Annotated in this window: 23 protein-coding genes; 13 read left to right on the plus strand and 10 right to left on the minus strand. The window is 60.4% G+C overall.

Translation table 11 applies throughout. The annotated features are described in order from the left end of the window. Positions 1-82 precede the first annotated feature (82 nt). Positions 83-955 (plus strand): LysR family transcriptional regulator, encoded by an 873-nt coding sequence (locus CFE47_RS09110; protein ID WP_286836352.1) that lies wholly within the window; start codon positions 83-85, stop codon positions 953-955. On the opposite strand, the gene fecA is transcribed toward CFE47_RS09110, so the two are convergent. From fecA to CFE47_RS09125, 3 genes are all read right to left on the minus strand, one after another. Continuing rightward, positions 952-3288 (minus strand): TonB-dependent Fe(3+) dicitrate receptor FecA, encoded by a 2337-nt coding sequence (gene fecA / locus CFE47_RS09115; RefSeq protein ID WP_286836353.1) that lies wholly within the window; start codon positions 3286-3288, stop codon positions 952-954. The two genes, CFE47_RS09110 and fecA, sit on opposite strands and share 4 nt — an antisense overlap. Before the next feature lie 91 nt (positions 3289-3379). Then, entirely contained in the window at positions 3380-4321 is a 942-nt protein-coding gene (locus CFE47_RS09120) for a FecR domain-containing protein (protein WP_286836355.1), read from the minus strand. After that, positions 4318-4806, minus strand: coding sequence for a sigma-70 family RNA polymerase sigma factor (locus tag CFE47_RS09125; RefSeq protein WP_286836357.1), 489 nt, complete (start codon positions 4804-4806; stop codon positions 4318-4320). The genes CFE47_RS09120 and CFE47_RS09125 overlap by 4 nt, the downstream gene beginning before the upstream one ends. A gap of 183 nt (positions 4807-4989) precedes the next feature. Here CFE47_RS09125 and CFE47_RS09130 point away from each other — a divergent pair, with 183 nt between their 5' ends. Genes CFE47_RS09130 through CFE47_RS09150 form a run of 5 tightly spaced genes read left to right on the plus strand, consistent with a single transcriptional unit; the run spans position 4990 to position 8752 of the window. Then, positions 4990-5292: a DUF3649 domain-containing protein gene (locus CFE47_RS09130; protein ID WP_122306279.1), complete on the plus strand. Its 303-nt coding sequence runs from the start codon at positions 4990-4992 to the stop codon at positions 5290-5292. After that, positions 5289-6863 (plus strand): PepSY-associated TM helix domain-containing protein, encoded by a 1575-nt coding sequence (locus CFE47_RS09135; protein WP_286836359.1) that lies wholly within the window; start codon positions 5289-5291, stop codon positions 6861-6863. Before CFE47_RS09130 ends, CFE47_RS09135 begins: the two co-directional genes overlap by 4 nt. After that, on the plus strand, positions 6864-7190 hold the full coding sequence (locus CFE47_RS09140; RefSeq protein ID WP_286836361.1) for a DUF3325 domain-containing protein: 327 nt from the start codon (positions 6864-6866) through the stop codon (positions 7188-7190). 9 nt (positions 7191-7199) lie between these two features. Next, the gene (locus tag CFE47_RS09145; RefSeq protein WP_185707735.1) at positions 7200-7778 is read left to right on the plus strand and encodes an RNA polymerase sigma factor; all 579 of its coding nucleotides are present in this window, start codon (positions 7200-7202) and stop codon (positions 7776-7778) included. Then, entirely contained in the window at positions 7775-8752 is a 978-nt protein-coding gene (locus tag CFE47_RS09150) for a FecR family protein (RefSeq protein ID WP_286836364.1), read from the plus strand. The genes CFE47_RS09145 and CFE47_RS09150 overlap by 4 nt, the downstream gene beginning before the upstream one ends. Here CFE47_RS09150 and CFE47_RS09155 read toward each other — a convergent pair whose 3' ends face one another. Then, on the minus strand, positions 8753-9103 hold the full coding sequence (locus CFE47_RS09155; protein ID WP_286836366.1) for a glutaredoxin family protein: 351 nt from the start codon (positions 9101-9103) through the stop codon (positions 8753-8755). Next, the gene (yejK, locus tag CFE47_RS09160; RefSeq protein WP_003171997.1) at positions 9103-10107 is read right to left on the minus strand and encodes a nucleoid-associated protein YejK; all 1005 of its coding nucleotides are present in this window, start codon (positions 10105-10107) and stop codon (positions 9103-9105) included. The genes CFE47_RS09155 and yejK overlap by 1 nt, the downstream gene beginning before the upstream one ends. 396 nt (positions 10108-10503) lie before the next feature. Here yejK and CFE47_RS09165 point away from each other — a divergent pair, with 396 nt between their 5' ends. Continuing rightward, positions 10504-10785, plus strand: coding sequence for an HU family DNA-binding protein (locus CFE47_RS09165; RefSeq protein WP_003188840.1), 282 nt, complete (start codon positions 10504-10506; stop codon positions 10783-10785). A 220-nt stretch (positions 10786-11005) separates the two neighbouring features. Here CFE47_RS09165 and rlmF read toward each other — a convergent pair whose 3' ends face one another. From rlmF to CFE47_RS09190, 5 genes are all read right to left on the minus strand, one after another. Beyond that, positions 11006-12025: a 23S rRNA (adenine(1618)-N(6))-methyltransferase RlmF gene (rlmF, locus tag CFE47_RS09170; protein WP_185707729.1), complete on the minus strand. Its 1020-nt coding sequence runs from the start codon at positions 12023-12025 to the stop codon at positions 11006-11008. A 216-nt stretch (positions 12026-12241) separates the two neighbouring features. Continuing rightward, the gene (locus CFE47_RS09175) at positions 12242-15088 is read right to left on the minus strand and encodes a valine--tRNA ligase (RefSeq protein ID WP_286836370.1); all 2847 of its coding nucleotides are present in this window, start codon (positions 15086-15088) and stop codon (positions 12242-12244) included. A 213-nt stretch (positions 15089-15301) separates the two neighbouring features. Further along, a complete protein-coding gene (locus CFE47_RS09180; protein WP_185707725.1) occupies positions 15302-15682 on the minus strand; it encodes a DNA polymerase III subunit chi in 381 nt (126 codons plus the stop codon). Positions 15683-15689: 7 nt separating this feature from the next. Next, the gene (locus CFE47_RS09185; RefSeq protein WP_286836371.1) at positions 15690-16118 is read right to left on the minus strand and encodes a DNA polymerase III subunit chi; all 429 of its coding nucleotides are present in this window, start codon (positions 16116-16118) and stop codon (positions 15690-15692) included. A 51-nt stretch (positions 16119-16169) separates the two neighbouring features. Beyond that, a complete protein-coding gene (locus CFE47_RS09190) occupies positions 16170-17660 on the minus strand; it encodes a leucyl aminopeptidase (RefSeq protein ID WP_286836373.1) in 1491 nt (496 codons plus the stop codon). Positions 17661-17944: 284 nt separating this feature from the next. On the opposite strand from CFE47_RS09190, the gene lptF reads away from it, so the two are divergent. The 6 genes from lptF to era all read left to right on the plus strand — a co-directional run bounded on the left by lptF (position 17945) and on the right by era (position 24678). Beyond that, the gene (gene lptF / locus CFE47_RS09195; RefSeq protein ID WP_286836375.1) at positions 17945-19063 is read left to right on the plus strand and encodes an LPS export ABC transporter permease LptF; all 1119 of its coding nucleotides are present in this window, start codon (positions 17945-17947) and stop codon (positions 19061-19063) included. Next, positions 19056-20135 carry an LPS export ABC transporter permease LptG gene (gene lptG, locus CFE47_RS09200; protein ID WP_185707717.1) on the plus strand — a complete coding sequence of 360 codons (1080 nt, stop codon included), beginning with the start codon at positions 19056-19058 and terminating at the stop codon, positions 20133-20135. Before lptF ends, lptG begins: the two co-directional genes overlap by 8 nt. A gap of 151 nt (positions 20136-20286) precedes the next feature. Beyond that, positions 20287-22086: a translation elongation factor 4 gene (gene lepA / locus CFE47_RS09205; protein WP_003210439.1), complete on the plus strand. Its 1800-nt coding sequence runs from the start codon at positions 20287-20289 to the stop codon at positions 22084-22086. A 5-nt stretch (positions 22087-22091) separates the two neighbouring features. Continuing rightward, positions 22092-22946, plus strand: coding sequence for a signal peptidase I (gene lepB / locus CFE47_RS09210; RefSeq protein WP_286836385.1), 855 nt, complete (start codon positions 22092-22094; stop codon positions 22944-22946). A 147-nt stretch (positions 22947-23093) separates the two neighbouring features. Further along, positions 23094-23783: a ribonuclease III gene (rnc, locus tag CFE47_RS09215; RefSeq protein WP_012722401.1), complete on the plus strand. Its 690-nt coding sequence runs from the start codon at positions 23094-23096 to the stop codon at positions 23781-23783. Then, on the plus strand, positions 23776-24678 hold the full coding sequence (gene era, locus CFE47_RS09220; protein WP_016978271.1) for a GTPase Era: 903 nt from the start codon (positions 23776-23778) through the stop codon (positions 24676-24678). The genes rnc and era overlap by 8 nt, the downstream gene beginning before the upstream one ends. Positions 24679-24729 lie beyond the last annotated feature (51 nt).

Raw genomic sequence — 24729 nt, forward strand, 5'->3', positions numbered from 1 at the left:
TTGGGCTATTTTCAGGGGAATTCAGCGACTTATTCGTGATAAGTTTTCCGCTGATAAGGGAATACGAGGCGACAATAAAACCATGGCCACTCCACGCTTTGATGGCGTTGAACTGTTCCTCCAAGTGGTGGAAAGCGGCAATCTGACAGAGGCCGCCGAACGGCTGAACCTCACGCGCTCCGCTGTCGGCAAGGGCTTGGCACGGTTGGAGACGCGGCTGGGTACGCGCCTGTTGCAGCGCTCGACCCGCCGTCAACATCTGACAGAAGACGGGCAGGCGTACTACGAACATTGCCTGCGGGCGTTGGCGGAACTTGAGGCCGCCGAATCGGTGCTGGAAAGCGGTCGGCAGCAACCCCGCGGACGCTTGAGGGCCAGCGTGCCACTGGCGTTCGGGCATCACTATGCAGCGCCCGCACTGTGGGGGTTGATGGATCGTTATCCAGAATTGGAAATCGAAATCAGCTTCTCTGACCGCATGATTGACCTGGTGCAGGAAGGCTTCGACATTGCCGTGCGCATCGGTGAGTTGCCCGACACCGACCGCCTCAATGCACGCCGCCTGGGTGAACAGGCCATGGGCTTGGCGGCGTCCCCAGCGTACTTGCAACGCGTAGGCCAAATCGTGTCTGTCGATGATCTGGCAGGCCACCGAGGTATCGCCTACCGGACCAACCACCCCCATCGCTCACGGGTCATATCGCCGCTGGTGCTCGATGACCTCCAGGCCGTGGCCGATGCCGCTATCGCAGGCGTTGGCCTGGCCTGGTTGCCCAGTTGGTTGATCGCCCATTACGTGCTGCGCGACCAACTCGAAGCCGTCCTGCCGGGCTACCGCGAACAACCCGCGCCGATCCATGTGGTCTGGCCGACCGCACCGCATATGCCGGCCAAGACCCGTTGCGCCATCGATGCGCTGGTCGCGGCGACCCCCAGTTGCCTGGCGGGCAGTTAGAACGCGATGGAGGTCTGCACGTACACAGTGCGCGGCTCGCCGACGTACTTGCCCTTGTTGTTGTCGTCGAACGAACGGGTGAAGTACTGGGTGTTGAAGATGTTTTTCACACCGACCGCCACGTTCAGGTCCGACAACTGCGGGCCGAAGTCGTACGCAGCGCGGCTACTGAACAACATGTAGCCAGGGATACGTCCGGTGCTGCCGTCAGCACTTTCCTTCTGGGTGTTGGCGTTGTCGGCGAACTGGCTGCTCTGGAAGCTGCTGTCCAGGTTCAGTTTCCAGCGGCCTTCGGTGTAGCCCACGCCCATGGTGCCTTTGTGCTTGGATGAGAAGGGCACGCGGTTGCCTTTGTTCGGGCCGTCTTCGCGGATGGTGGCGTCGACGTAGGCGTAGCTGGCGTATACATCAAAGCCGGCCAGCGCTGGGCTCAATCCGTCGAGGGCGTAGTTGACGCTGGTCTCGATGCCTTGGTGACGGGTCTCACCGCGGGCGATCACCGAGTCGTTGGTCTGGTTGCTTTCATACTGGTTGTCGAAGTTGATCAGGAACGCGCCGATTTCTGCGCGCAAGGCGCCGTCGTCATAACGGGTACCCAGTTCCCAAGTGCGGGCCTTTTCCGGTTTGACGGCGCCGCTGGTCACACGGTTGGGCATCTGGCTGTACTGCACGCTGCCAAATGAACCTTCGGTGTTGGCGTAGAGGTTCCAGCTGTCGGTCAGGTGATAGAGCACGTTCAACGCCGGCAGCGCGGTGTTGTAGTCGCCCTTGTATTTGACGTTGGTCAGGTTGTTGGTTTGCTGGGACTCGATCATCTCGTAGCGGATGCCCGGCGTGATGGTCCATTTGCCGATATCAATCCGGTCATCGACGAAGAAGGCATTGGCTTCGGTACCGCCACGGGTGTCACGGTCGTTGCGGCTGTCGGTGGTGGGGATTTGTTGGTTGGTGGCAATGGGTGTGCGGTAACGCAGTTCGTGGCCGGCCTCATTGATATAGCGGTAGCCCACGCCCACTTCATGGCTGGTAGGGCCCAGGTCGAAGCCTTGGGCGAAGCGGGTTTCGATACCACGTACCCAATACTCGCGCGGCGATAGCGAGAGGAAGGTGCCCTGGTCGAGGTAGCCGCTGCGCAGTGTCTTGGTGAAGAAGCTGTTGACGGTGAATTCGCGACGGTCTTGCTCGTAGCGGTAACCGACGTTGAACATCGTGCGGCGGCCCCAGAATTTGTCGTAGGGGCGGGTGGACTGATACGGATCAGCCTTGTAGTCCTTGACGTTCAAGCCCCCAGGCATATCGGCCTGGCCTTCGTAGTACTGCGCCATGGCATTGAAGCTGTTGGCTTCGTCCAGTTGGTATTTGCCCTTGAGGATCAGGTCGTCAATGCGCGTGTTGCTGTTTTCACGCCAGTCGCCGCCACGGGTGCCGGAATACAAGATCGCGCCGCCCAGGCCGTTGTCGGCAGTGCCGCCGGCCAGCAGGTTGCCGGTGGTCTTGAAGCCATCGTGGCTGGAAGACGGGCTGGTTTCAGTCTGGAGTCCGCCTTTGACGGTGGGCGCATCCGGGATCGCGCGGGTCACGAAGTTGACCACACCGCCCACGTTCTGCGGGCCGTAACGCACCGCGCCGCCGCCGCGTACCACGTCCACCGCGTCCATGTTGCCCATGCTGATGGGCGCGAACGAAAGCTGCGGCTGGCCATAGGGTGCGAAGGGCACCGGGATGCCGTCCATCAATACCGTGGAGCGCGACGCCAAGCGCGGGTTGAGGCCGCGAATACCGAAGTTCAGCGCCATGTCGTGGCTGCCGGTGCCGTTGTTTTCCGGGGCGTTGACGCCGGGGATGCGGTTGAGCACATCGCGAGCCTGGGTGGCGCCCTGGCGTTCGAATTCTTCGCGGCGGATCACGTCACGGGCACCCGGGTGTTCGAACACATTGGTTTGCGCAGCGTCACCGAGCCAGTCGCCGACCACGCTGGACGTGCCCAGTTCGAGAGTGGCGGGGGCATTGGCCGGTTGCAGGCTGTAGGCATTGTCACCCTCCGCACGGGCTTGCAAGCCGGTGCCTTCCAGCAGTTTCTGCAGACCGTCAGCCGCGCTGAAGTTGCCCGACAGGCCCCGGCTCTGCATACCTGCTGTGACTTCGGACCCGAACGAAATCAACACGCCGGCTTCGCGACCAAATTGGTTCAGTGCGGTTTCCAGCGAGGTCGGTGCGATGTGGTAAGGCTTGGCCTCGGCGGCCATCACAGCGGGCAGCACGGTAAGACTCAAGCTGGCGCCAAGTAGGAGTTGGCGCAGGGTGCGGGCAAGAAGCGTCGGTTGCTGGGGCATGAAGAGCGGTCCTGAGAAGGAAGGATCAAGGTGGCTTTCCTTCTCTGTCACGCGAGGTGTGGAAAACGGCTCACACTTTTTGTAAATACATTCAGGCGCGTGCCTGGACCGTCACCCAGTAACGGGTAAAGCGCCGCACCTTGACCGGCAGGCTGACTTCCAGCAGGTCGAGAATGCGTTCGCTGTCATCCAGCGGGTAGCTTCCGGAGATCAGCAGGTTGGCCACCTGCGGATCGCAATTGAGCTGGCCACGGCGATAACGGCCCAGCTCGCCGAGGAAGTCTTCCAGGCGCATGTGCGCGGCCATCAGCATGCCATCGGCCCAGGCGCCGCTGTTGGCGTCGGTAGGGCGCGGCGTGTCCCAGCCTTTGCGGGTGAAATTGACCTGGTGCGCGGCCTGGACTGTCAGCGGCAGGCCGGTGTAGGTGTTGGGCATGACCTCGACCTGGCCGTCGAGCACTGCCAGTTGGGTGTGGTCGTTGAACTGGCGCACGTTCAGGCGCGCCGCCTGGCTGGTGAGCAGGCCCTGGCCCGTCAGGACGTTGAGCGGCGCGCTGCCTTTAATGCCGGTCAGCAGGATCTCGCCTTCGAGCAGGCGGATCAGCCGCTGTTGACCGTCGAAATGCACATCCACGGCGCTGCCGGTATTGAGCTGCAATTGGCTGCCATCGGCGAGTTGCACCTTGCGGCGCTGGCCGACCGGGCTGCGGTAATCGGCGGTCAGTGGCGGCAGGATATGTTGCTGGCGCAAGCTCCAGGCAGCGGCGGAGCCGGCACCGAGGATCAACAACAGCTTGAGCGCCTGGCGACGGCTGGTGGACGTCGGCGCGTTTAATGCCGCGTGAGCCAGTGGCGAAGGCATGCCGCGCAGTCGCTGGTTGACGCGCTGCATATGGTCCCACGCACGCTGATGCTCGCTGTGGGCATTCAGCCATTGCTGCCAGGCCGCTTGCTGGCGCGGGTTGAGGGCGCCTTGCTGCATTTCCATCAGCCAGTGCACGGCTTGTTCGGCGACTTGGGTCGAGATATTCATAAGGCGAAGTAGCAGCGCATGGCGGCTTTGGTCAGGTGGCGTTTGACGGTAGCGATGGAAATGCCCAATTCGGCGCCGATTTGCGCGTAGGTCAAGCCATCGAGTTGGGCCAGCAGGAACGCACGCTTGACCTGGATTGGCAGGCCGTCGAGCAGTTGGTCCAACTCGACCAGCGTTTGCAGAATGATCGCGCGTTCTTCCTCGGACGGTGCGACGTGTTCGGGCATTTGCGCCAGGGCGTCGAGGTAGGCGCGTTCCAGGTCCTGGCGGCGGTAGAAATTGAACAGCACGCGCTTGGCGATAGTGGTGAGGAACGCGCGAGGCTCGACCAGCGTGGGTGTTTCGCGTGCGGTGAGCACACGAATGAAGGTGTCTTGCGCCAGGTCGGCCGCACTTTCCGGGCAGCCGAGTTTGCGTCGCAACCAGCCGGTCAGCCAGTGGTGATGGTCGTTGTACAGAACTTCGACGGTGGTGGACGGCTGCAACGGAATCACCCTTCGCTACGAGCATGCGAGCATCGGCACGCTTTAGAGAACAAGAATTGTTCGCATTGTAGGCGGCCCGATACCGTTCGGCAATCCGCCAGCACGGGTGTTTCATCCGTTCTGTTTTGCTTATGAGAATATTTATCATTAATATTGCGGCCTGATGAACCTGGCGCCTCCTGCATGAAAAGCAAAACCTCACTTCCCGCGCTCTACCGTCTGGCCGTCACCTCACGTGTGCTGGCAGCCGTGGTAGGCGGCTACCTGATGGCCTCATTGGCCGCCATCTGCCTGGCGTTGTGGATGCCCACTTCCCGCGCCGATGCGGTGATCACCGGGATGATGAGTTCGTTTGTGTTCTACCTGCTGGCGGTGCTCTGGTGTTTCGCCTGCCGCACCGCGTGGCGCGCCTGGTTTGGGGTGATGCTGCCAAGCGCAGCCTTTGCCACCCTGGCGGGCGTTGGGCTGTGGATGGCGCGCACATGAAAGAGGGCTTCCGCCAGGCCATGGCCTGGTTGCACACCTGGGCCGGATTGATCTTTGGCTGGCTGCTGTTTGCGATTTTTCTGACGGGGACCTTGTCGTATTTCAAGGATGAAATCAGTCATTGGATGCAGCCCGAAGTACAGGCTCACCCGCTGGACGATGCGCGCAGCCTCGGTGTTGCCCAATCCTATCTGCAGCAGCAGGCGCCTAATGCCGCGCGCTGGTTCATCACCTTGCCAGACAGCCGCGACCCCGGGTTGTCGGTGATGTGGCAAGACAAGATCGACCCAAGCAAACGCGGTAATTTCATCCAGAAAACCCTCGACCCGGTGACCGGCCAAGCGCTAGAAGCGCGTGAAAGCATGGGCGGCGAGTTCTTCTATCGTTTCCACTACCAACTGCAAATGCCCCACCCGTGGGGACGTTGGTTGTCGACCACCGCCGCGATGGTGATGTTCGTCGCGTTGATCACCGGCATCATCACCCACAAGAAAATCTTCAAGGACTTTTTCACCTTCCGTCCCCGCAAGGGCCAACGTTCTTGGCTCGATGGGCATAACGCGGTGGGTGTGCTGGTGCTGCCGTTCCACTTGATGATCACCTACAGCAGCCTGGTTATTTTTATGACCCTGGTGATGCCTGCACCCATCCTCGCCTCGTACGGCAATGACACGCGGGCCTTCTTCAATGATGTGTTTCCGGCCACCAACGCAGCGCCTGCGCTCGGGCAGCCCGGGCAACTGATGCCGCTGGTGCCGATGTATGAGCAAGCTAGGGCGCAATGGGCGGGCGGACACGTCGGGCGCATTGCGGTGAACAACCCCGGTGATGTGAACGCGTCTGTCAATGTGTTCCGGGCCGGTGCCGATCGTGTGGTGCATGATTTCGGCAGCACCGTGTCGTTTAATGGTCACACCGGCGAGTTGCTGCGTGTGAGTGCCGAGCAATCCTTGCCGGCGGTGATCGGCGGCAGTTTCTACGGCTTGCACATGGGCCATTTCGCCGGCCCGGTGCTGCGCTGGCTGTACTTTATCTGCGGCCTGGCAGGCACGGCGATGATCGGCACCGGGCTGGTGATCTGGCTCGGCAAACGCCAACTCAAACACGCTAAAACCGGGGTGATGCCGTTCGAGTTGCGGCTGGTGGAAGTGCTGAACATCGCCAGCATGTCCGGGCTGATGATCGCCATTGCGGCGTTCTTCTGGGCCAATCGCCTGCTGCCGGTGAGTTTCGCCGAACGTTCTGCCTGGGAAGTGCAAACCTTCTTCATCGCCTGGGGCCTGAGCCTGCTACACGCCATCCTGCGCCGTGGCCGCCAGGGTTGGGTCGAGCAATTGAGCTTCGGCGCGTTGCTGTTTATCGCGATCCCATTGCTCAACGCGTTGACCACGCCTTACCACCTGGGCACTTCACTGGCCCGTGGCGACTGGGCCATGGCCGGCTTCGACCTGACTTGCCTGGCCAGCGGCGTGTTCCTCGGCTGGGCTGCGTGGAAAATGCAGCACCGTGCCGCTGCGCAACCCAAGGCCGAGCGTGCACGCTCGTTGACGCTCAAGCAGGAGGCGCACTGAATGCTCCTCTCGCTGCTGATGTGCTACGCCGGGTTTACCGCGCTGTGCCTGTCCACCGACCGTCACCACGGCGAGTTGCTGCACAGCAAACCTTCTGCGCGCCGGCGTCTGGGTTTGCGCGCGACGGGGTGGCTGTTGCTGATCGTGTCGATCTGGCCGGCTGTGAGTGTGGCGGGCTGGGGCCAGGGCCTGGTGGAGTGGTGCGCAGTGTTGATGCTCAGTGCGTTGCTGTTGGTGTTGCTGTTGCCGTACCGGCCAAGGCTGGCCTTGATCCTGGCGGGCGTCAGCCTACTGGCCAGCCCTGTTGCGGCCTTTGCCACTCTCTGAGCCTATTCGATGATGATCAGCACTCCGCCTGAATCCCAAGACAGCCAGCACGTTGATGCGGCGGGCGGACGTGCGCATTTCTTGCAGGTGTTCTTGTCCCAGCGTTCGCAGATGGAGGCGCTGGTCAGCCGACGTGTCGGCTGTCGCGCCACGGCGGCGGACCTGGTGCAGGATTTGTTCCTGCGTTTCTGGCGTCGGCCGCTGGTACAGGTCGAGGAGCTCAGCACCTATCTGCTGCGTTGTGCCGGCAATATCGCCATCGACCACCTACGCAGCGAAGGCGCCCGTGTGCGCAGTAGCGAAGGTTGGTTGCCAGAGCAACAGGATAACCAGGGTTCCGAACCCCAGGCCGCGCTGGAAGCGGGCAATGATTTGCGCCATGTCGAAGCTGCGTTGCGCAGCTTGCCGGAGCGCACTCGGCAGATATTTCTGCTCAATCGCATTCACGGCCGCAAGTACGCGGAAATCGCCAAGGCCATGGGGTTGTCCCAAAGTGCCGTGGAAAAACATATGATGCGTGCCCTCGAAGCTTGCAAGGCCAGCCTTCGTGAACCATCGCCTCCACGCACGCCAGGGAAAGCCTCGTGAACCTCACCCCCACGCCCGACCAGGAACAAGCCGCCCTGGCCTGGCTGAGCCTGCTGCACGATCAACCCAGCAGCGGCGACCAGGCCACGCTCAGCCAATGGCTGCGGGCTGACCCTGCGCACGTCGAGGCCTATTCACAGGCCCAGGTGTTGTGGGAGTTGAGCGAAGTGCCAGCGCGCCAACTGGCGAACGAAGACGCCCTGGCCTTGCAGCGTTACCTCAGCGCGATGAATACCTCGAAACGCTCGCGGGTGGTGCGTTGGTCTGGCGCATTGGCCATGGCGGCGTGCCTGCTGGTGATGGTGTCCATGGGCGCCGGTTGGCAGCCTTCGCGTTGGGTTGATGACTTCGGTGCCGACTATGTGAGCGCACCTGGAGAAGTGAAAACCGTCACCTTGGCCGACCAGTCCCAAGTGACCCTGGATGCCGACAGCGCGATTGCTGTGGATTTCAGCCAGGGCGAGCGGCATATCCAATTGCGTCGCGGCGCGGGTTTTTTCAGCGTGACTCACACGGGCCAATCGTTTGTAGTGGAGGCGGGCAGCGGTGAAGCGCGGGTGCTCGGCACACAATTTGAAGTGCGCCTGCAACCGGCGGGCGCCCAGGTGACTGTGTTATCGGGAAAGGTGGGTGTGACGCCTTCCAAGCAAGGCCAGCAGCAAATTCTGACGGCCGGCCAGCAAGTGGCCTATGCCGAGGGTGTTGCCGACATAATGCATCCGGTGGACAGCGAATCCCGCCTGGCGTGGCGTGACGGTTGGCTCAACTACTACAAGGCACCGCTGGCCGATGTGATCCAGGACCTGGGCCGTTACTACCCTGGCCGCATCCTGTTGCTCAATAAAGAAATGGGCGCCAAGCGCGTCAGCGGTAGCTTCCCGAGCAAAGACCCGCAAGCGGTGCTGAACGCGTTGCAGGCGGTACTCGGTTTTGAGCAGCACAACGTATTGGGGCGGATGATCGTGGTGCGCTGATTACTTAAGCGCGGCCATGATTTTTTCGGGGCTGTATTCGCGGATCAACGTGCCGTTTACGTCCACAAATGGAATGCCACCGCCCCCCAGTGCCTCATACGCCTTGCGCGCCTGGGCGTCCTTCTCGATATCGAGCGCCTGGTATGGGATGCCCTTTTGGTCCAGGAAGCGACGGATCTGCTTGCAGTAGCCGCACCATTCGGTGGAATAGAGCACCACCCGCGCCGAAGCCCGGACTTGCTCTGGCGCCACCTGCGATGGGTTGAACACCCGCTCGATCTTGCCCCAGTTCTGGATTACCACCACCACCAGCAAGACCAGCAGGACCTTCTTGAAAACCCCGCCAAGCATCAGTTACGGCGCTTGAGCTGGTCGGTCAGTTGGGTCGGCAGGCCCTTGATGATCAGCGTGCCGGCGGCTTCGTCGTATTCGATCTTGTCGCCCAGCAGGTGCGCTTCAAAGCTGATCGACAAACCTTCGGCACGCCCGGTGAACCGGCGGAACTGGTTGAGGGTGCGCTTATCTGCCGGAATTTCCGGTGACAGACCGTAGTCCTTGTTGCGGATGTGGTCGTAGAACGCTTTAGGCCGATCTTCATCGATCAGACCCGACAGTTCCTCCAAGCCCATGGGCTCGCCGAGCTTGGCCTGGCTGCTGGCGTAATCCACCAGGGTCTTGGTTTTTTCGCGGGCGGACTCGTCCGGCAGGTCTTCGCTTTCGACGAAGTCACTGAAGGCCTTGAGCAGGGTGCGGGTTTCGCCTGGGCCGTCAACGCCTTCCTGGCAGCCGATAAAGTCGCGGAAGTACTCCGAGACCTTCTTGCCGTTCTTGCCCTTGATAAACGAGATGTACTGCTTGGACTGCTTGTTGTTCTGCCACTCGGAGACGTTGATGCGCGCCGCCAGGTGCAGTTGGCCGAGGTCCAGGTGACGTGAAGGGGTCACGTCCAGTTCATCGGTCACCGCCACGCCTTCGCTGTGGTGCAGCAGGGCGATGGCCAGGTAGTCGGTCATGCCTTGTTGGTAGTGGGCAAACAGCACGTGGCCGCCGGTGGAGAGGTTCGACTCCTCCATCAGCTTTTGCAGGTGTTCGACCGCCGTACGGCTGAAGGTGGTGAAATCCTGGCCACCGTCGAAATATTCCTTCAACCAGCCGCTGAACGGGTGCGCGCCGGACTCGGCATGGAAGAAACCCCAGGCCTTGCCTTGTTTGGCGTTATAGCTCTCGTTGAGGTCGGCAAGCATGTTCTCGATAGCGGCGGATTCGGACAGCTCTGAATCGCGAGCGTGAAGAACTGCAGGTGTGCCGTCGGGTTTTTTGTCGATCAGGTGGACGATGCAATGACGGATCGGCATGGGCTTCTCGGCTGGTTGATAGGGGAGCGGTTGCCTCCCCGAAAAGTCGACCAGTGTACCGCACCCGTTGGCCAAGGCACCCGTCGAAGGGCGTTTTGGACACTCTCCGACGGGGCATATGCCTTTTTTTCACGGTTTAGAGCGATAAAGCTGACCAAATGGCTAGGTAGAAGCGGATATTTCCCCGTCTCTGTGCTAGTTTTGCCCCGTCTTACGCCAAGTCTCGGCGTTAAGCGTGCATTCAGCATCTGTCAGGTCGAACCAATCCCCGTTTCAAGCATCTATAACCCCGATCTCCGTGGTTATAGCCGGGGGTGCCAGGCCATGACGGTCGGGCTCGACGGCTGACACTGCACTCTGCAATCCATATGAATTTGATAGGGAAGGAACACCACAATGGCTATTACTAAAGACCAACTGATCGCTGACCTGGCTGAAGCAGTAGACGCACCGAAAACTACCGTGCGCGCCCTGCTGGACCAACTGAGCCAAGTTGTTGCCGATCAGCTGGAAAACGGCGGCGAAATCACTCTGCCAGGCGTTGGCAAACTGAAAGTGACCGAGCGTCCTGCCCGTACTGGCCGTAACCCTTCGACTGGCGCTGCCATCGAAATCGCTGCCAAGAAAGTTATCAAGCTGGTTGTGGCCAAAGGCCTGACCGACGCTGTTAACAAGTAAGACGCAGCAAAAAAAACCGTGCTCCGGAGCGATCCGGGCACGGTTTTTTGTTGCCTGCGATTTGTAGGCGCAGGTTCACTGTAGTGAGCGGGCTTGCACCCGCGCTGGGTGGCGAAGCCGCCCCAAATCCAGACACCCTCGGTCTACCTGTAAGACTGCGGCGCCCTTATTGGGGCGGCTGCGCCACCCAGCGCGGGGCAAGCCCGCTCACTACAAGGGTTTAGTCGCGAACCCAGCGTTGGCGCCAGATCTGCTGCTCATTCTTGGTCTGGAAGGTCCAGGCGACGAAGCGGCTTTGCTTCTGGCCTTGGGACATTTCCACCACCTGGCTCTCCAGCACGCCAGCCTTTTTCAGGGCCGTCTCGATCGCGGGCAAATTTGACGCTTTCGACACCAGGGTGCTGAACCACAACACCTTGTGGGCAAAGTGCGCGCTCTCGGCGATCAATTGCGTCACGAAACGCGCTTCACCGCCTTCACACCACAACTCGGCCGATTGGCCACCGAAGTTCAGCACCGGCAATTTGCGCTTGGGATCAGCCTTGCCCAAGGCGCGCCACTTACGTTCGCTGCCCTTGGTGGCTTCGTCCATGGACGCATGGAACGGTGGGTTGCACATGGTCAGGTCAAAGCGCTCACCCGGCTCCAGCAAGCCCAGCAGGATCTGCTTGGGGTTGGTTTGCTGACGCAGTTGGATGACCTTGCTCAGGTCATTGGACTGCACGATGGCCTTGGCTGCGGCTACAGCGATTGGGTCGACTTCCGAACCCAGGAAGTTCCAGCGGTACTCCATATAGCCAATCAGCGGGTAGACGCAGTTGGCGCCCATACCGATGTCCAACACCTTGACGATGGAGCCACGCGGAACCTTGCCGTCGTTGTTGCTGGCCAACAGGTCGGCGAGGAAATGCACGTAGTCCGCACGCCCTGGCACCGGCGGGCACAGGTAGTCGGCCGGGATGTCCCAGTGCTGGATGCCATAGAAGGACTTGAGCAGCGCCCGGTTGAACACCCGCACCGCATCCGGGCTGGCGAAGTCGATGCTTTCTTTGCCATACGGGTTGATGATCACGAACTTCGCCAATTCTGGCGTGGTCTTGATCAGCGCCGGGAAGTCGTAACGGCCCGTGTGGCGGTTGCGCGGGTGCAGGGTGGCCTCTTTGCGCGGCACTACCGGTTTGGCTGTGGCGGCGGTTTTAGGCTTCTTGCGTGGAGGCTTGGGCGTGCTGGGGGCGGTCATGATGATTCTGGTGTTGGCTCAATGTGGCGAGCATTGTCACACATCCTGAGGCTGTCCCGGTCAAATGTGGGAGCTGGCTTGCCTGCGATAGCATCCACTCGGTCGGGCTGATGGACCAAGTCGCCTGCATCGCAGGCAAGCCAGCTCCCACATTGATCGGGTTTTCAAGGCATAAAAAAAGAGGCCCGAAGGCCTCTTTTTTACACAGGTTCCAGCTTACAGGCTGGAAATCCGCGCATGTTGCTCCGCCAGTTTGCCCAAGGCTTGTTCAGCCTCGGCCAGCTTGGCGCGTTCCTTGTCGATCACTTCGGCTGGCGCCTTGTCGACGAACGCCGCGTTGGACAGCTTGCCGCCCACTCGCTGCACTTCGCCTTGCAGGCGTGCAATTTCCTTGTCGAGTCGGGCCAGTTCGGCACCCTTGTCGATCAGGCCAGCCATTGGCACCAGCACTTCCATCTCGCCGACCAGAGCGGTAGCGGACAGTGGCGCTTCAGCATCAGCCGCCAATACGGTGATGGATTCCAGCTTCGCCAGCTTCTTGAGCAGCGCATCGTTCTCAGCAAGACGACGCTGGTCTTCGGCACTGGCGTTCTTCACGAACACGGCCAATGGCTTGCCCGGGCCGATGTTCATCTCGGCGCGGATGTTGCGCGTGCCGAGCATCAGGGTCTTGAGCCATTCGATATCGCTTTCGGCGGCCTCATCAATGCGCGCTTCGTTGGCCACTGGCCAAGGTTGCAGCATGATGGTCTTGCCTTCGATACCGGCCAGCGGCGCCAGGCGCTGCCAGATTTCTTCGGTGATGAACGGCATGAACGGATGCGCCAGGCGCAGGGCCACTTCCAGCACGCGTACCAGGGTGCGACGGGTACCGCGCTGGCGTTCGATCGGCGCATTTTCATCCCACAGCACGGGCTTGGACAGTTCCAGGTACCAGTCGCAATATTGGTTCCAGATGAACTCGTACAGGGCCTGTGCGGCCAGGTCGAAACGGAACTGGTCGAGCTGGCGGGTCACTTCGGCTTCGGTGCGCTGCAGCTGCGAGATGATCCAGCGATCGGCCAGGGACAGCTCGACCGCTTCGCCGTTCTGGCCGCAGTCTTCGCCTTTATCCAGCACGTAGCGTGCGGCGTTCCAGATCTTGTTGCAGAAGTTGCGATAGCCTTCGACGCGGCCCATGTCGAACTTGATGTCGCGACCGGTGGACGCCAGCGAGCAGAAGGTGAAGCGCAGGGCGTCGGTGCCGTAGCTGGCGATGCCGTCGGCGAACTCGTCGCGGGTCTGCTTCTCGATCTTCTTCGCCAGTTTTGGCTGCATCAGGCCCGAGGTGCGTTTTTGCACCAGGGTTTCCAGGTCGATGCCGTCGATGATGTCCAGCGGGTCCAGGACGTTGCCCTTGGACTTGGACATCTTCTGGCCCTGGCCATCGCGCACCAGGCCATGCACGTAAACAGTCTTGAACGGTACCTGCGGGGTGCCGTCCTCGTTCTTCACCAAGTGCATGGTCAGCATGATCATCCGGGCAACCCAGAAGAAAATGATGTCGAAGCCGGTAACCAGCACATCGGTGGAGTGGAATTTCTTGAGGAATTCTGTCTGCTGCGGCCAGCCCAGTGTGGAGAAGGTCCACAGGCCCGAGCTGAACCAAGTGTCCAGTACGTCGTTGTCCTGTTGCAGCGCAACGTCGTCACCGAGGTTGTGCTTGGCACGCACTTCGGCCTCGTCGCGGCCTACATAGACCTTGCCGGACTCGTCATACCAGGCAGGAATACGGTGGCCCCACCACAGCTGACGGCTGATGCACCAATCCTGGATGTCACGCATCCACGAGAAGTACATGTTCTCGTACTGTTTTGGCACGAACTGGATGCGGCCATCTTCCACGGCAGCGATGGCAGGTTCTGCCAGCGGTTTGGTGGAGACGTACCACTGGTCGGTCAGCCACGGCTCGATGATGGTGCCAGAGCGGTCGCCCTTCGGCACTTTCAGGCCGTGGTCGTCCACGCTCACCAGCAGGCCGGCGGCGTCGAAGGCGGCAACGATCTGCTTACGCGCTTCGAAACGGTCGAGGCCGGCGTATTCGGCCGGGATCTTGCCGTCGATGCTTTCGTTCAGCGTGCCGTCCAGGTTGAACACCTGGCAGGCGGGCAGCACGGCGGCGTTCTTGTCGAAGATGTTCAGCAGCGGCAGGTTGTGGCGCTTGCCGACTTCGTAGTCGTTGAAATCGTGGGCCGGGGTGATTTTCACGCAGCCGGTGCCGAATTCAGGGTCGCAGTAGTCGTCGGCGATGATCGGGATGCGACGGCCAACCAGTGGCAATTCGACGAATTTGCCGATCAGTGCCTGGTAGCGTTCGTCGTTCGGGTTAACGGCAACGGCGGCGTCGCCGAGCATGGTTTCCGGACGCGTGGTGGCGACGATCAGGTAGTCGTTGCCCTCGGCAGTCTTGGCGCCGTCAGCCAGCGGGTACTTGAGGTTCCACAGGAAACCTTTTTCGTCGTGGTTTTCCACTTCGAGGTCGGAAATCGCCGTGTGCAACTTGGTGTCCCAGTTGACCAGACGCTTGCCGCGGTAGATCAGGCCGTCTTCATGCAGGCGCACGAAGGCTTCTTTCACGGCTTCCGACAGGCCGTCGTCCATGGTGAAGCGCTCGCGGCTCCAGTCTACGGACGAGCCGAGGCGACGGATCTGACGGCTGATGTTGCCGCCGGACTGGTCTTTCCATTCCCAGATTTTTTCCAGGAATTTCTCACGGCCCAGGTCGTGACGGCTCTGGCCGGTGGCTTCAAGTTGGCGTTCCACCAGCATCTGGGTGGCGATACCGGCGTGGTCGGTGCCCGGTTGCCACAGGGTGTTGCGGCCCTGCATGCGGCGGAAACGGATCAACGCATCCATGATCGCATTGTTGAAGCCATGGCCCATGTGCAGGCTGCCAGTGACGTTCGGTGGCGGAATCATGATGGTGTAGGAATCGCCCGCGCCTTGCGGGGCGAAATAATTCTCGGATTCCCAGGTGTTGTACCAGGAAGTTTCGATGGCGTGCGGCTGGTAGGTCTTATCCATGCGCGGCGGGACCCTAGTTGGCATTTATTCAGGAAAGCCGGCAAGTATAACGGGGCAGGGCGTGGAGGGCGAGTTGAAGACGGTCTAAAGGTCGATGCCAAACCAATGTGGGAGCTGGCTTGCCTGCGATAGCGGTATGCCAGTCAATTAAGGTATTGACTGAGAAACCGTTATCGCAGGCAAGCCAGCTCCCACAGGGAATCTATGCAAGTCTCAGGATTGGTACTGGCTCAGCAACCGCTCCATTCGCGCATCCAGCCGACGCTTGATCTCGGTTTCGATATGCGGGGCAAAGTCATCGATCACGTCTTGCATGATCAACTGCGCGGCGGCGCGCAGTTCGTTGTCCAGGTGCAGCAGCAGGGCGTCAGGCGCCTTTTCAGCAGGGGCGGGTTCGACAGCGGGTGGGGGTGCAACGGGCTCCGGCGCAGCGGGCTTGGCATTGACCATGTCGAACAGCAGCGGAATCTGTACCTCGCCATCGACCGATTCGGTCAGCAGCGGCGGTTGCAAGTCATCATCACCCAGCAACTGGCGGATCGACTCAAGGTCATCCAGCAGGTGGTCGTCTTTTTTAAGGTTGGGAGTGTCCATCATTTACTCAAAGTCGTTGTAGCCGGTGATCCTGCAAAGGATAGCCCTGTTCGCGATAGAAACGGAAACTCTCCCGCGCCGCCTGACGAATAGCCGGGTCTTCCACCACCACCTCTGCCACGCGGGCAAACGCCTTGGCGAACGGCGGCACTTTCAGGTCCAGGTTCACCAGCAGGTCATGGTGATCGCCGCAACTTTCGCCCAAACCCAGGACGACAAGGCTTTCGGGTTCGGACTCGGCAGGGCCATGGGGCACGAAGCTTTCGCCCTTGAAGCGCCACAGGCGTGCGTCGAGTTCGTCGCGTTGGGCGGCATCGCTGCAATGCAGGTAGATACGGTGGCCCATGCGCCAGGCTTTTTCGGTGAGTTTGCAGGCAAAGTCCAGGCGCGCGAGCGGGTCGGCGCTGGGCAATATATAGAAGTCGACTTGGGTCATTGCGGTTCCTGAGACCGGAGCGGCGTAATGGCCGCTCCGGAATCTTCAGTTTCAGGCCTTGGCGCGGTCCAGCAGGTACTGGGTCAACAGGGGGACTGGGCGGCCAGTGGCGCCTTTGTCCTTGCCGCCGCTGGTCCAGGCGGTACCGGCGATGTCCAGGTGAGCCCAATTGAAGTTCTTGGCAAAACGCGACAGGAAGCAGGCCGCCGTGATGGTGCCGGCTTTCGGGCCGCCGATGTTGGCGATGTCAGCGAATGGGCTGTCCAGCTGTTCCTGGTACTCATCGAACAGCGGCAGTTGCCAGGCGCGGTCGTCGGCAGCCTTGCCGGCGCTGAGCAGTTGCTCGATCAGCTCGTCATTGTTGCCCAGCAGGCCCGAAGTGTGGGAGCCCAGCGCAACGATGCAGGCACCGGTCAGGGTGGCGATGTCGATCACCGCTTGCGGCTTGAAGCGCTCGGCGTAGGTCAGTGCATCGCACAGCACCAGGCGGCCTTCGGCGTCGGTGTTGAGGATCTCGACAGTCTGGCCGCTCAGGGTAGTAACGATGTCGCCCGGACGCGCCGCACCGCCACTTGGCATGTTCTCGGCGCAGGCCAGGATGCACACCAGGTTGATCGGCAGCTTGAGTTCCAGCACGGCGCGCAGGGTACCGAATACGCTGGCGGCGCCGCCCATGTCGTACTTCATCTCGTCCATGCCCAAGCCTGGCTTGAGGCTGATGCCGCCAGTGTCGAAGGTGATGCCTTTACCCACCAGGGCGTAGGGCTTCTCGGACTTCTTGCCGCCGTTGTATTGCATCACGATCAAGCGTGGCGGCTGGTCGCTGCCTTGGCCCACGGCGTAGAACGAGCCCATGCCCAGTTCCTTGATCTTCTTCTCGTCCAGGACTTCAACCTTGAGACCCTTGAACTCCTTGCCCAGCGCCTTGGCCTGTTCGCCCAGGAACGTGGGGTGGCAGATGTTCGGCGGCAGGTTGCCCAGGTCGCGGGTGAACGACATACCATTGGCGATGGCTGTCGCGTGTGTCACGGCGCGCTCGACTTCAGCCTGGGCGGCCTTGATGGTCAGCAAGGTGATTTTTTTCAGGGCGCGGGGTTCGGCCTTGGTGCTCTTGAACTGGTCGAAGAGATAGCCGCCGTCCACCAGGCTTTCTGCCAGCAGGCGGGTCTTGCCGTAGCTGTCGCGGCCTTTTACGACGACTTCATCCAGCGCCAGGGTCGCATCGCTGCCGCCCAGGCCCTTGAGGGTGTTGAGGATGCCACTGATGATCTTGCGGAACGGACGGTCGCCCAGTTCGGCGTCCTTGCCCACGCCCACCAGCAATACGCGGTCGGCCTTGAGGTTGGGCAGGCTTTGCAGCAGCAGGCTCTGGCCGACTTTGCCGGCCAGGTCGCCGCGCTTGAGGACTGCGCTGATCGCGCCGCCGCTCAGTTCGTCGAGTTGCTTGGCGGCAACGCCGAGCTTGCGGCCTTCGCCAATGGCGACCACGAGGGTGGCGGTTTTCAACGTTTCGGGGCTAACGCTTTTTACAACCAATTCCATTTTCGGGTCCCTTATAAAGGTCGGAGAGCCTTGCGTCTGTACGCAGGCTTTAATGCTTGGCAACTGTGTAAGTCGCCAGCGACAAAGGCCGCAGTTTGAACCTCGCCGACGGAGCCTGACAACCCTTGCCGGCAGCTTTGTGCATGTGCGCAGAGCTTGCTCCGTGACAGGCGCAGCCAATCACAGGATAATGCGCCATCTTTTTAGCCGGCCCCTTCAAAAGGGCTGACTCGGTATGCTTGCTTGTTTGGCCGCCTTAGCCTGACAACCCTGGAGTGTCTGGTTTGATCGTCTTCCGTTATCTGTCCCGCGAAGTCCTGTTGACCCTGAGTGCCGTGAGTGCGGTGCTGCTGGTCATCATCATGAGTGGTCGTTTCGTCAAATACCTGGCCCAGGCTGCCTCTGGCGCCCTGGACCCAGGCTCGCTGTTCCTGATCATGGGCTTTCGCCTGCCGGGCTTTTTGCAGCTGATCCTGCCATTGGGCCTGTTTCTCGGGATCCTGCTGGCATACGGACGCCTGTACCTCGAAAGCGAAATGACCGTGCTCTCGGCCACCGGCATGAGCCAGCAACGTCTGCTGGGCATGACCATGATCCCGGCCGCCGGCGTCGCGCTGATCGTGGCCTGGCTGAGCCTGAGCCTGGCCCCTCAGGGCGCCATGCAGTTCCAGCTGGTATTGAACAAGCAGGACGCGATGACCGAGTTCGACACCCTCGAACCCGGCCGTTTCCAGGCACTCAATGACGGCTCGCGTGTGACCTACACCGAGACCCTGACCGAAGACCGCGCCAACCTCGGCGGTGTGTTCATCTCCGAGAAACGCCTGGGGCAAGACAAGAAAGACCGTGGCATCTCCGTGCTGGTGGCCGATTCGGGGCGCCAGGAAGTGCGCCCGGACGGTAGTCGCTACCTGATCCTGGAAAACGGCTACCGCTATGACGGCAGCCCTGGCCAAGCGGATTACCGCGCCATCAAGTACGACACCTATGGCGTAATGCTGGCGCGCCCTGACGTGAGCGACGAGGTGACTGACCGCGACGCCATCCCTACCTCCGATCTGTTCGGCAGTAAGGAATTGCGCTCCATCGCCGAGTTGCAATGGCGTATTTCCCTGCCGCTGCTGGTCTTTATCGTAACGCTGATGGCAGTGCCGCTGTCCCGCGTGAATCCGCGTCAGGGCCGCTTCCTCAAGCTGCTGCCGGCGATTCTGCTGTACATGGCCTACCTCACCATCCTGATTTCCGCCCGCGGCTCCCTGGAGAAAGGCAAGCTCTCGCCGACCCTGGGCCTGTGGTGGGTACACGGGATCTTCCTGGTGATCGGCCTCGGGCTGCTCTACTGGGAACCTATCCGCCTGAAAATGTTGAGCCGTCGTGGCCAGAAGGAGTTGGCTCGTGGCTAAGCTCGATCGCTACATTGGTAGCAGCGTACTGATCGCCATCCTGGCGGTATTGGGCATCATCCTGGGGTTGGCATCGCTGTTTGCCTTCATCGATGAAGTGGGCAACGTCACCGACACCTATACCGTGTGGGACGTGCTCAGCTATGTAGCGCTGACCGCACCGCGTCGCCTGTACGACATGATGCCCATGGCAGCGCTGATCGGTTGCCTGATCGGCCTGGGCAGCCTGGCCAGCAACAGCGAACTAACCATCATGCGCGCTGCCGGTGTTTCCATCGGCCGGATCGTCTGGGCGGTGATGAAACCGATGTTGCTGCTGATGCTGTGCAGCGTGCTGATCGGCGAGTACGTGGCGCCGCCGGCCGAAACCACAGCCCAGGCCAATCGCGCCCTGGCCCAGGGTTCGGGCGATGCTCAAAGCTCCAAGCACGGCCTGTGGCACCGCCAAGGTGATGAGTTCATCCACATCAACGCCGTGCAACCGGGTGGCCTGTTGATTGGTGTGACCCGCTACACCTTCGACAAAGAGCGGCACATGTTGTCGTCCAGTTTCGCCAAACGTGCGCAGTACGGCAGCGATAAGTGGCAACTGACCGACGTCACCACCACTTATTTTCGCAATATCGGCCAAGGCACCAAGGCCAGCACTGAAGTGATCAACGTGCCAACCGAGCAATGGGATATCGCGCTGAAGCCTGAGTTGCTCAATACGGTGGTGATGATCCCGGAAAGCCTGCCGATCTCCGGGTTGTGGGGCTACATCCACTACCTGAAGGACCAGGGCTTGAACAATGGCCGCTACTGGCTGGCGTTTTGGGTCAAGGTGTTGCAGCCGGTGGTGACCGCCGCGCTGGTGTTGATGGCGATCTCGTTCATCTTCGGTCCGTTGCGTTCCGTGACCCTTGGCCAGCGCGTGTTTACTGGCGTGTTGGTAGGTTTTACCTTCCGTATCGCCCAAGACCTGCTCGGCCCGTCGAGCCTGGTGTTCGGGTTCTCGCCGCTGTTTGCGGTGCTGGTGCCGACGGCCATCTGCGCCCTGGCCGGCTTCTGGCTATTGCGCCGAGCCGGTTGATACCGCGCTTATGCTCAAAAAATGCCCCGGTCGAGAGACCGGGGCATTTTTGTTCTGGTCAGCAAAGATGACGTCTGGCCTGAGCATCAGGTACAATTCCCGGCTATTTTTCAGCGGGCAATCTGCCTGCAGCCTTTTTGAGTGTTGATCCGTGAGTGATTTGAGTCATATCCGCAATTTCTCCATCATCGCCCACATTGACCATGGCAAGTCGACGCTGGCCGATCGATTTATCCAGATGTGCGGTGGCCTTGCCGAGCGTGAAATGGAAGCCCAGGTACTGGATTCCATGGACCTCGAACGTGAGCGCGGCATCACCATCAAGGCCCATAGCGTTACCCTGTACTACACCGCAAAAGACGGTATCAAGTACCAGCTGAACTTCATTGACACCCCCGGCCACGTTGACTTCACCTACGAAGTCAGCCGCTCGCTGGCCGCCTGCGAAGGCGCCTTGCTGGTGGTTGACGCCGGCCAGGGCGTAGAAGCCCAGTCCGTTGCCAACTGCTACACCGCGATCGAGCAAGGCCTGGAAGTAATGCCAGTGCTGAACAAGATCGACCTGCCACAGGCCGATCCGGACCGCGTTAAAGAAGAAATCGAAAAAATCATCGGCATTGACGCCACTGACGCCGTCGAGTGCAGCGCCAAGACCGGCCTGGGCGTTGATGAAGTGCTTGAGCGCCTGGTCAAGACCATTCCTGCGCCAACCGGCAATTACGAAGATCCGCTGCAAGCGTTGATCATCGACTCCTGGTTCGACAACTACCTGGGCGTTGTCTCCTTGGTGCGCGTGCGCCACGGCCGCGTGAAGAAGGGCGACAAGATCCTGGTCAAGTCCACCGGCAAGATCCACCTGGTGGACAGCGTCGGTGTATTCAACCCGAAACATACCGCGACCACTGACCTCAAGGCCGGTGAAGTAGGCTTCATTATTGCTGGTATCAAGGACATTCACGGTGCACCGGTGGGTGACACCCTGACCTTGAGCTCCACGCCGGATGTCGACGTGTTGCCGGGCTTCAAACGTATCCAGCCTCAGGTTTACGCCGGCCTGTTCCCGGTCAGCTCCGACGACTTCGAAGACTTCCGCGAAGCCCTGCAAAAACTGACCCTCAACGACTCGTCGTTGCAGTACACCCCGGAAAGCTCCGACGCCCTGGGCTTCGGCTTCCGTTGCGGGTTCCTGGGCATGCTGCACATGGAGATCATCCAGGAGCGCCTCGAGCGCGAATACGACCTGGACCTGATCACCACTGCGCCAACGGTTATTTTTGAGCTGGCGCTGAAAACCGGTGAAACGATTTACGTCGACAACCCGTCAAAGCTTCCGGATCTGTCTTCCATCGAAGACATGCGCGAACCGATCGTGCGGGCCAATATTCTGGTGCCGCAAGAACACCTGGGCAACGTGATTACTCTGTGTATCGAAAAGCGTGGCGTGCAGCACGACATGTTGTTCCTCGGCACCCAGGTGCAAGTGACCTACGATTTGCCGATGAACGAAGTGGTCCTGGACTTCTTCGACCGTCTCAAATCCACCAGCCGCGGCTATGCTTCGCTGGATTACCATTTCGATCGTTATCAATCGGCTAATCTGGTGAAACTGGACGTGCTGATCAACGGCGACAAGGTAGATGCCCTGGCACTGATCGTGCACAAGGACAACGCGCACTACAAAGGTCGCCAGCTGACCGAGAAGATGAAAGAACTGATTCCGCGCCAGATGTTCGACGTCGCGATCCAGGCCGCCATTGGCGGGCAGATCATTGCGCGGACTTCCGTCAAGGCACTCAGAAAGAACGTACTGGCCAAATGCTACGGCGGTGACGTAAGCCGTAAGCGCAAGCTGCTTGAGAAGCAAAAGGCCGGTAAAAAACGCATGAAGCAAGTGGGCAACGTGGAAATTCCACAAGAAGCCTTCCTTGCGGTGCTCAGGTTGGATAGTTAGGTCCTATGTCGCTAAATTTCCCGCTGTTGCTGGTCATCGCCGTTGCCGTTTGCGGTCTCTTGGCGTTGCTCGATCTGGTGTTCTTCGCCCCGCGTCGTCGGGCGGCTATCGCGTCCTATCAGGGCAGCGTCAGCCAGCCCGATGCCGTGGTCGTCGAGAAGCTGAACAAAGAGCCTCTGCTGGTTGAATACGGCAAATCGTTCTTCCCGGTGTTGTTCATCGTGCTGGTGCTGCGTTCGTTCCTGGTGGAACCGTTTCAGATCCCTTCGGGGTCGATGAAACCTACCCTGGACGTGGGTGACTTCATCCTGGTGAACAAGTTTTCCTACGGGATCCGCCTGCCGGTGATCGACAAGAAGATCATCCAAGTCGGTGACCCGCAGCGCGGCGATGTCATGGTGTTCCGCTACCCAAGCGACCCGAACGTCAATTACATCAAGCGCGTGATCGGCCTGCCGGGTGACGTGATTCGCTACACCGGCGACAAGCGCCTGTTCATCAATGGCGAGTCGGTGGCCGAGACCTTGATCGGCTCCGAGCCGAATTCATTGGGCAGCGCCGAGCTGTACCAGGAAAAACTCGGTGCGGTAGAGCATGAAATCCGCAAGGAAATGACGCGCTACCGGGCACAGCCTGATGGTGAATGGAAGGTGCCTGCCGGGCACTACTTCATGATGGGCGACAACCGTGACAACTCCAATGACAGCCGCTACTGGAATGACCCCGCCATTCCCAAGGACCTGCTGGGCATGGTTCCCGACGAGAACATCGTCGGCAAGGCCTTCGCGGTCTGGATGAGTTGGCCAGAATCCAAACTCAGCCACCTGCCGAATTTCTCGCGGGTCGGGCTGATCAAGTAATACAGGCGGCGCTGTGAACACAGCGCCGAATGCTTTTCTGGGGCTTGGACATTTTTCGGCCTCATGCGGTACCAACCAGGATTTGAATTTGAACACTGCGTCAATCGTCGATGGCCGCCGGTGCCACCAACTAGATATGGATAAACCGTGACCGTTTCTCTAGCACGTCTCGAGCGTCAGCTCGGCTACACCTTCAAGGACCAGGAACTGATGGTCCTTGCCCTCACACACCGCAGCTTTGCAGGGCGCAATAACGAGCGCCTGGAATTCCTCGGTGATGCCATTCTCAATTTTGTCGCCGGTGAAGCGCTGTTCGAGCGTTTCCCCCAAGCCCGTGAAGGCCAGTTGTCGCGCTTGCGCGCGCGCCTGGTGAAGGGCGAGACCCTGGCGGTGCTGGCCCGTGGTTTTGGCCTGGGTGAATACCTGCGGTTGGGGTCCGGCGAGTTGAAGAGCGGTGGTTTTCGCCGTGAGTCGATCCTGGCCGACGCCCTCGAAGCGCTGATCGGTGCGATCTACCTCGACGCCGGCATGGAAGCGGCCAAGGAGCGGGTCACCGCCTGGCTGACCTCCGAAATCGAAAGCCTGACACTGGTCGACACCAACAAAGATCCAAAAACCCGCCTGCAAGAGTTCCTGCAGTCCCGTGGTTGCGAACTGCCACGCTACGAAGTGGTGGATATCCAGGGTGAGCCCCATTGCCGCGTGTTCTTCGTGGAATGTGAAATCACCTTACTGAACGAAAAAAGCCGAGGTCAGGGTGTGAGCCGTCGTATTGCCGAACAGGTAGCGGCCGCTGCAGCACTGATTGCCCTGGGCGTGGAGAATGGCCATGACTGATTCAACCGCAACACGCTGTGGCTATGTTGCCATCGTTGGCCGCCCGAACGTGGGCAAGTCGACGCTGCTGAACCACATCCTCGGCCAGAAGCTCGCGATCACCTCGCGCAAACCGCAGACTACCCGTCACAACATGCTGGGCATCAAGACCGAAGGCAACGTGCAAGCGGTCTACGTCGACACCCCCGGCATGCACAAAGGTGGCGAGAAAGCCCTCAACCGTTACATGAACAAGACCGCTTCGGCGGCGTTGAAAGACGTCGACGTGGTGATCTTCGTGGTTGACCGCACCAAGTGGACCGACGAAGACCAGATGGTCCTAGAGCGTGTGCAATACGTCACAGGCCCTTTGATCGTGGCGCTGAACAAGACCGACCGCATCGAAGACAAAGCCGAGCTGATGCCGCACCTGAGCTGGCTGCAGGAACAACTGCCGAACGCCCAGATCATCCCGATCTCGGCCCAGCACGGCCACAACCTCGATGCCCTGGAACGCGTGATCGCCGAGCACCTGCCGGAGAACGAGCACTTCTTCCCGGAAGACCAGATCACTGACCGCAGCAGCCGCTTCCTCGCCGCCGAACTGGTGCGCGAGAAAATCATGCGCCAGATGGGCGCCGAGCTGCCGTACCAGATCACCGTTGAAATCGAAGAGTTCAAGCAGCAGGGCAAGACCTTGCACATCCACGCGCTGATCCTCGTCGAACGTGACGGCCAGAAGAAAATCATCATTGGCGACAAGGGCGAGCGCATCAAGCGCATCGGCACCGAAGCGCGCAAGGACATGGAATTGCTGTTTGACTCCAAGATCATGCTCAACCTGTGGGTGAAGGTTAAGGGGGGTTGGTCCGATGATGAGCGTGCGTTGCGCTCCCTGGGCTACGGCGACCTGTAAGAACACCGCAGTAAGGCTGTGGGTGCAAGCTTGTGTGGGAGCTGGCTTGCC

It is taken from the genome of Pseudomonas sp. PGPPP1, assembly GCF_002255865.1.
GTDB classification, from domain to species: Bacteria; Pseudomonadota; Gammaproteobacteria; order Pseudomonadales; family Pseudomonadaceae; genus Aquipseudomonas; species Aquipseudomonas cremoris.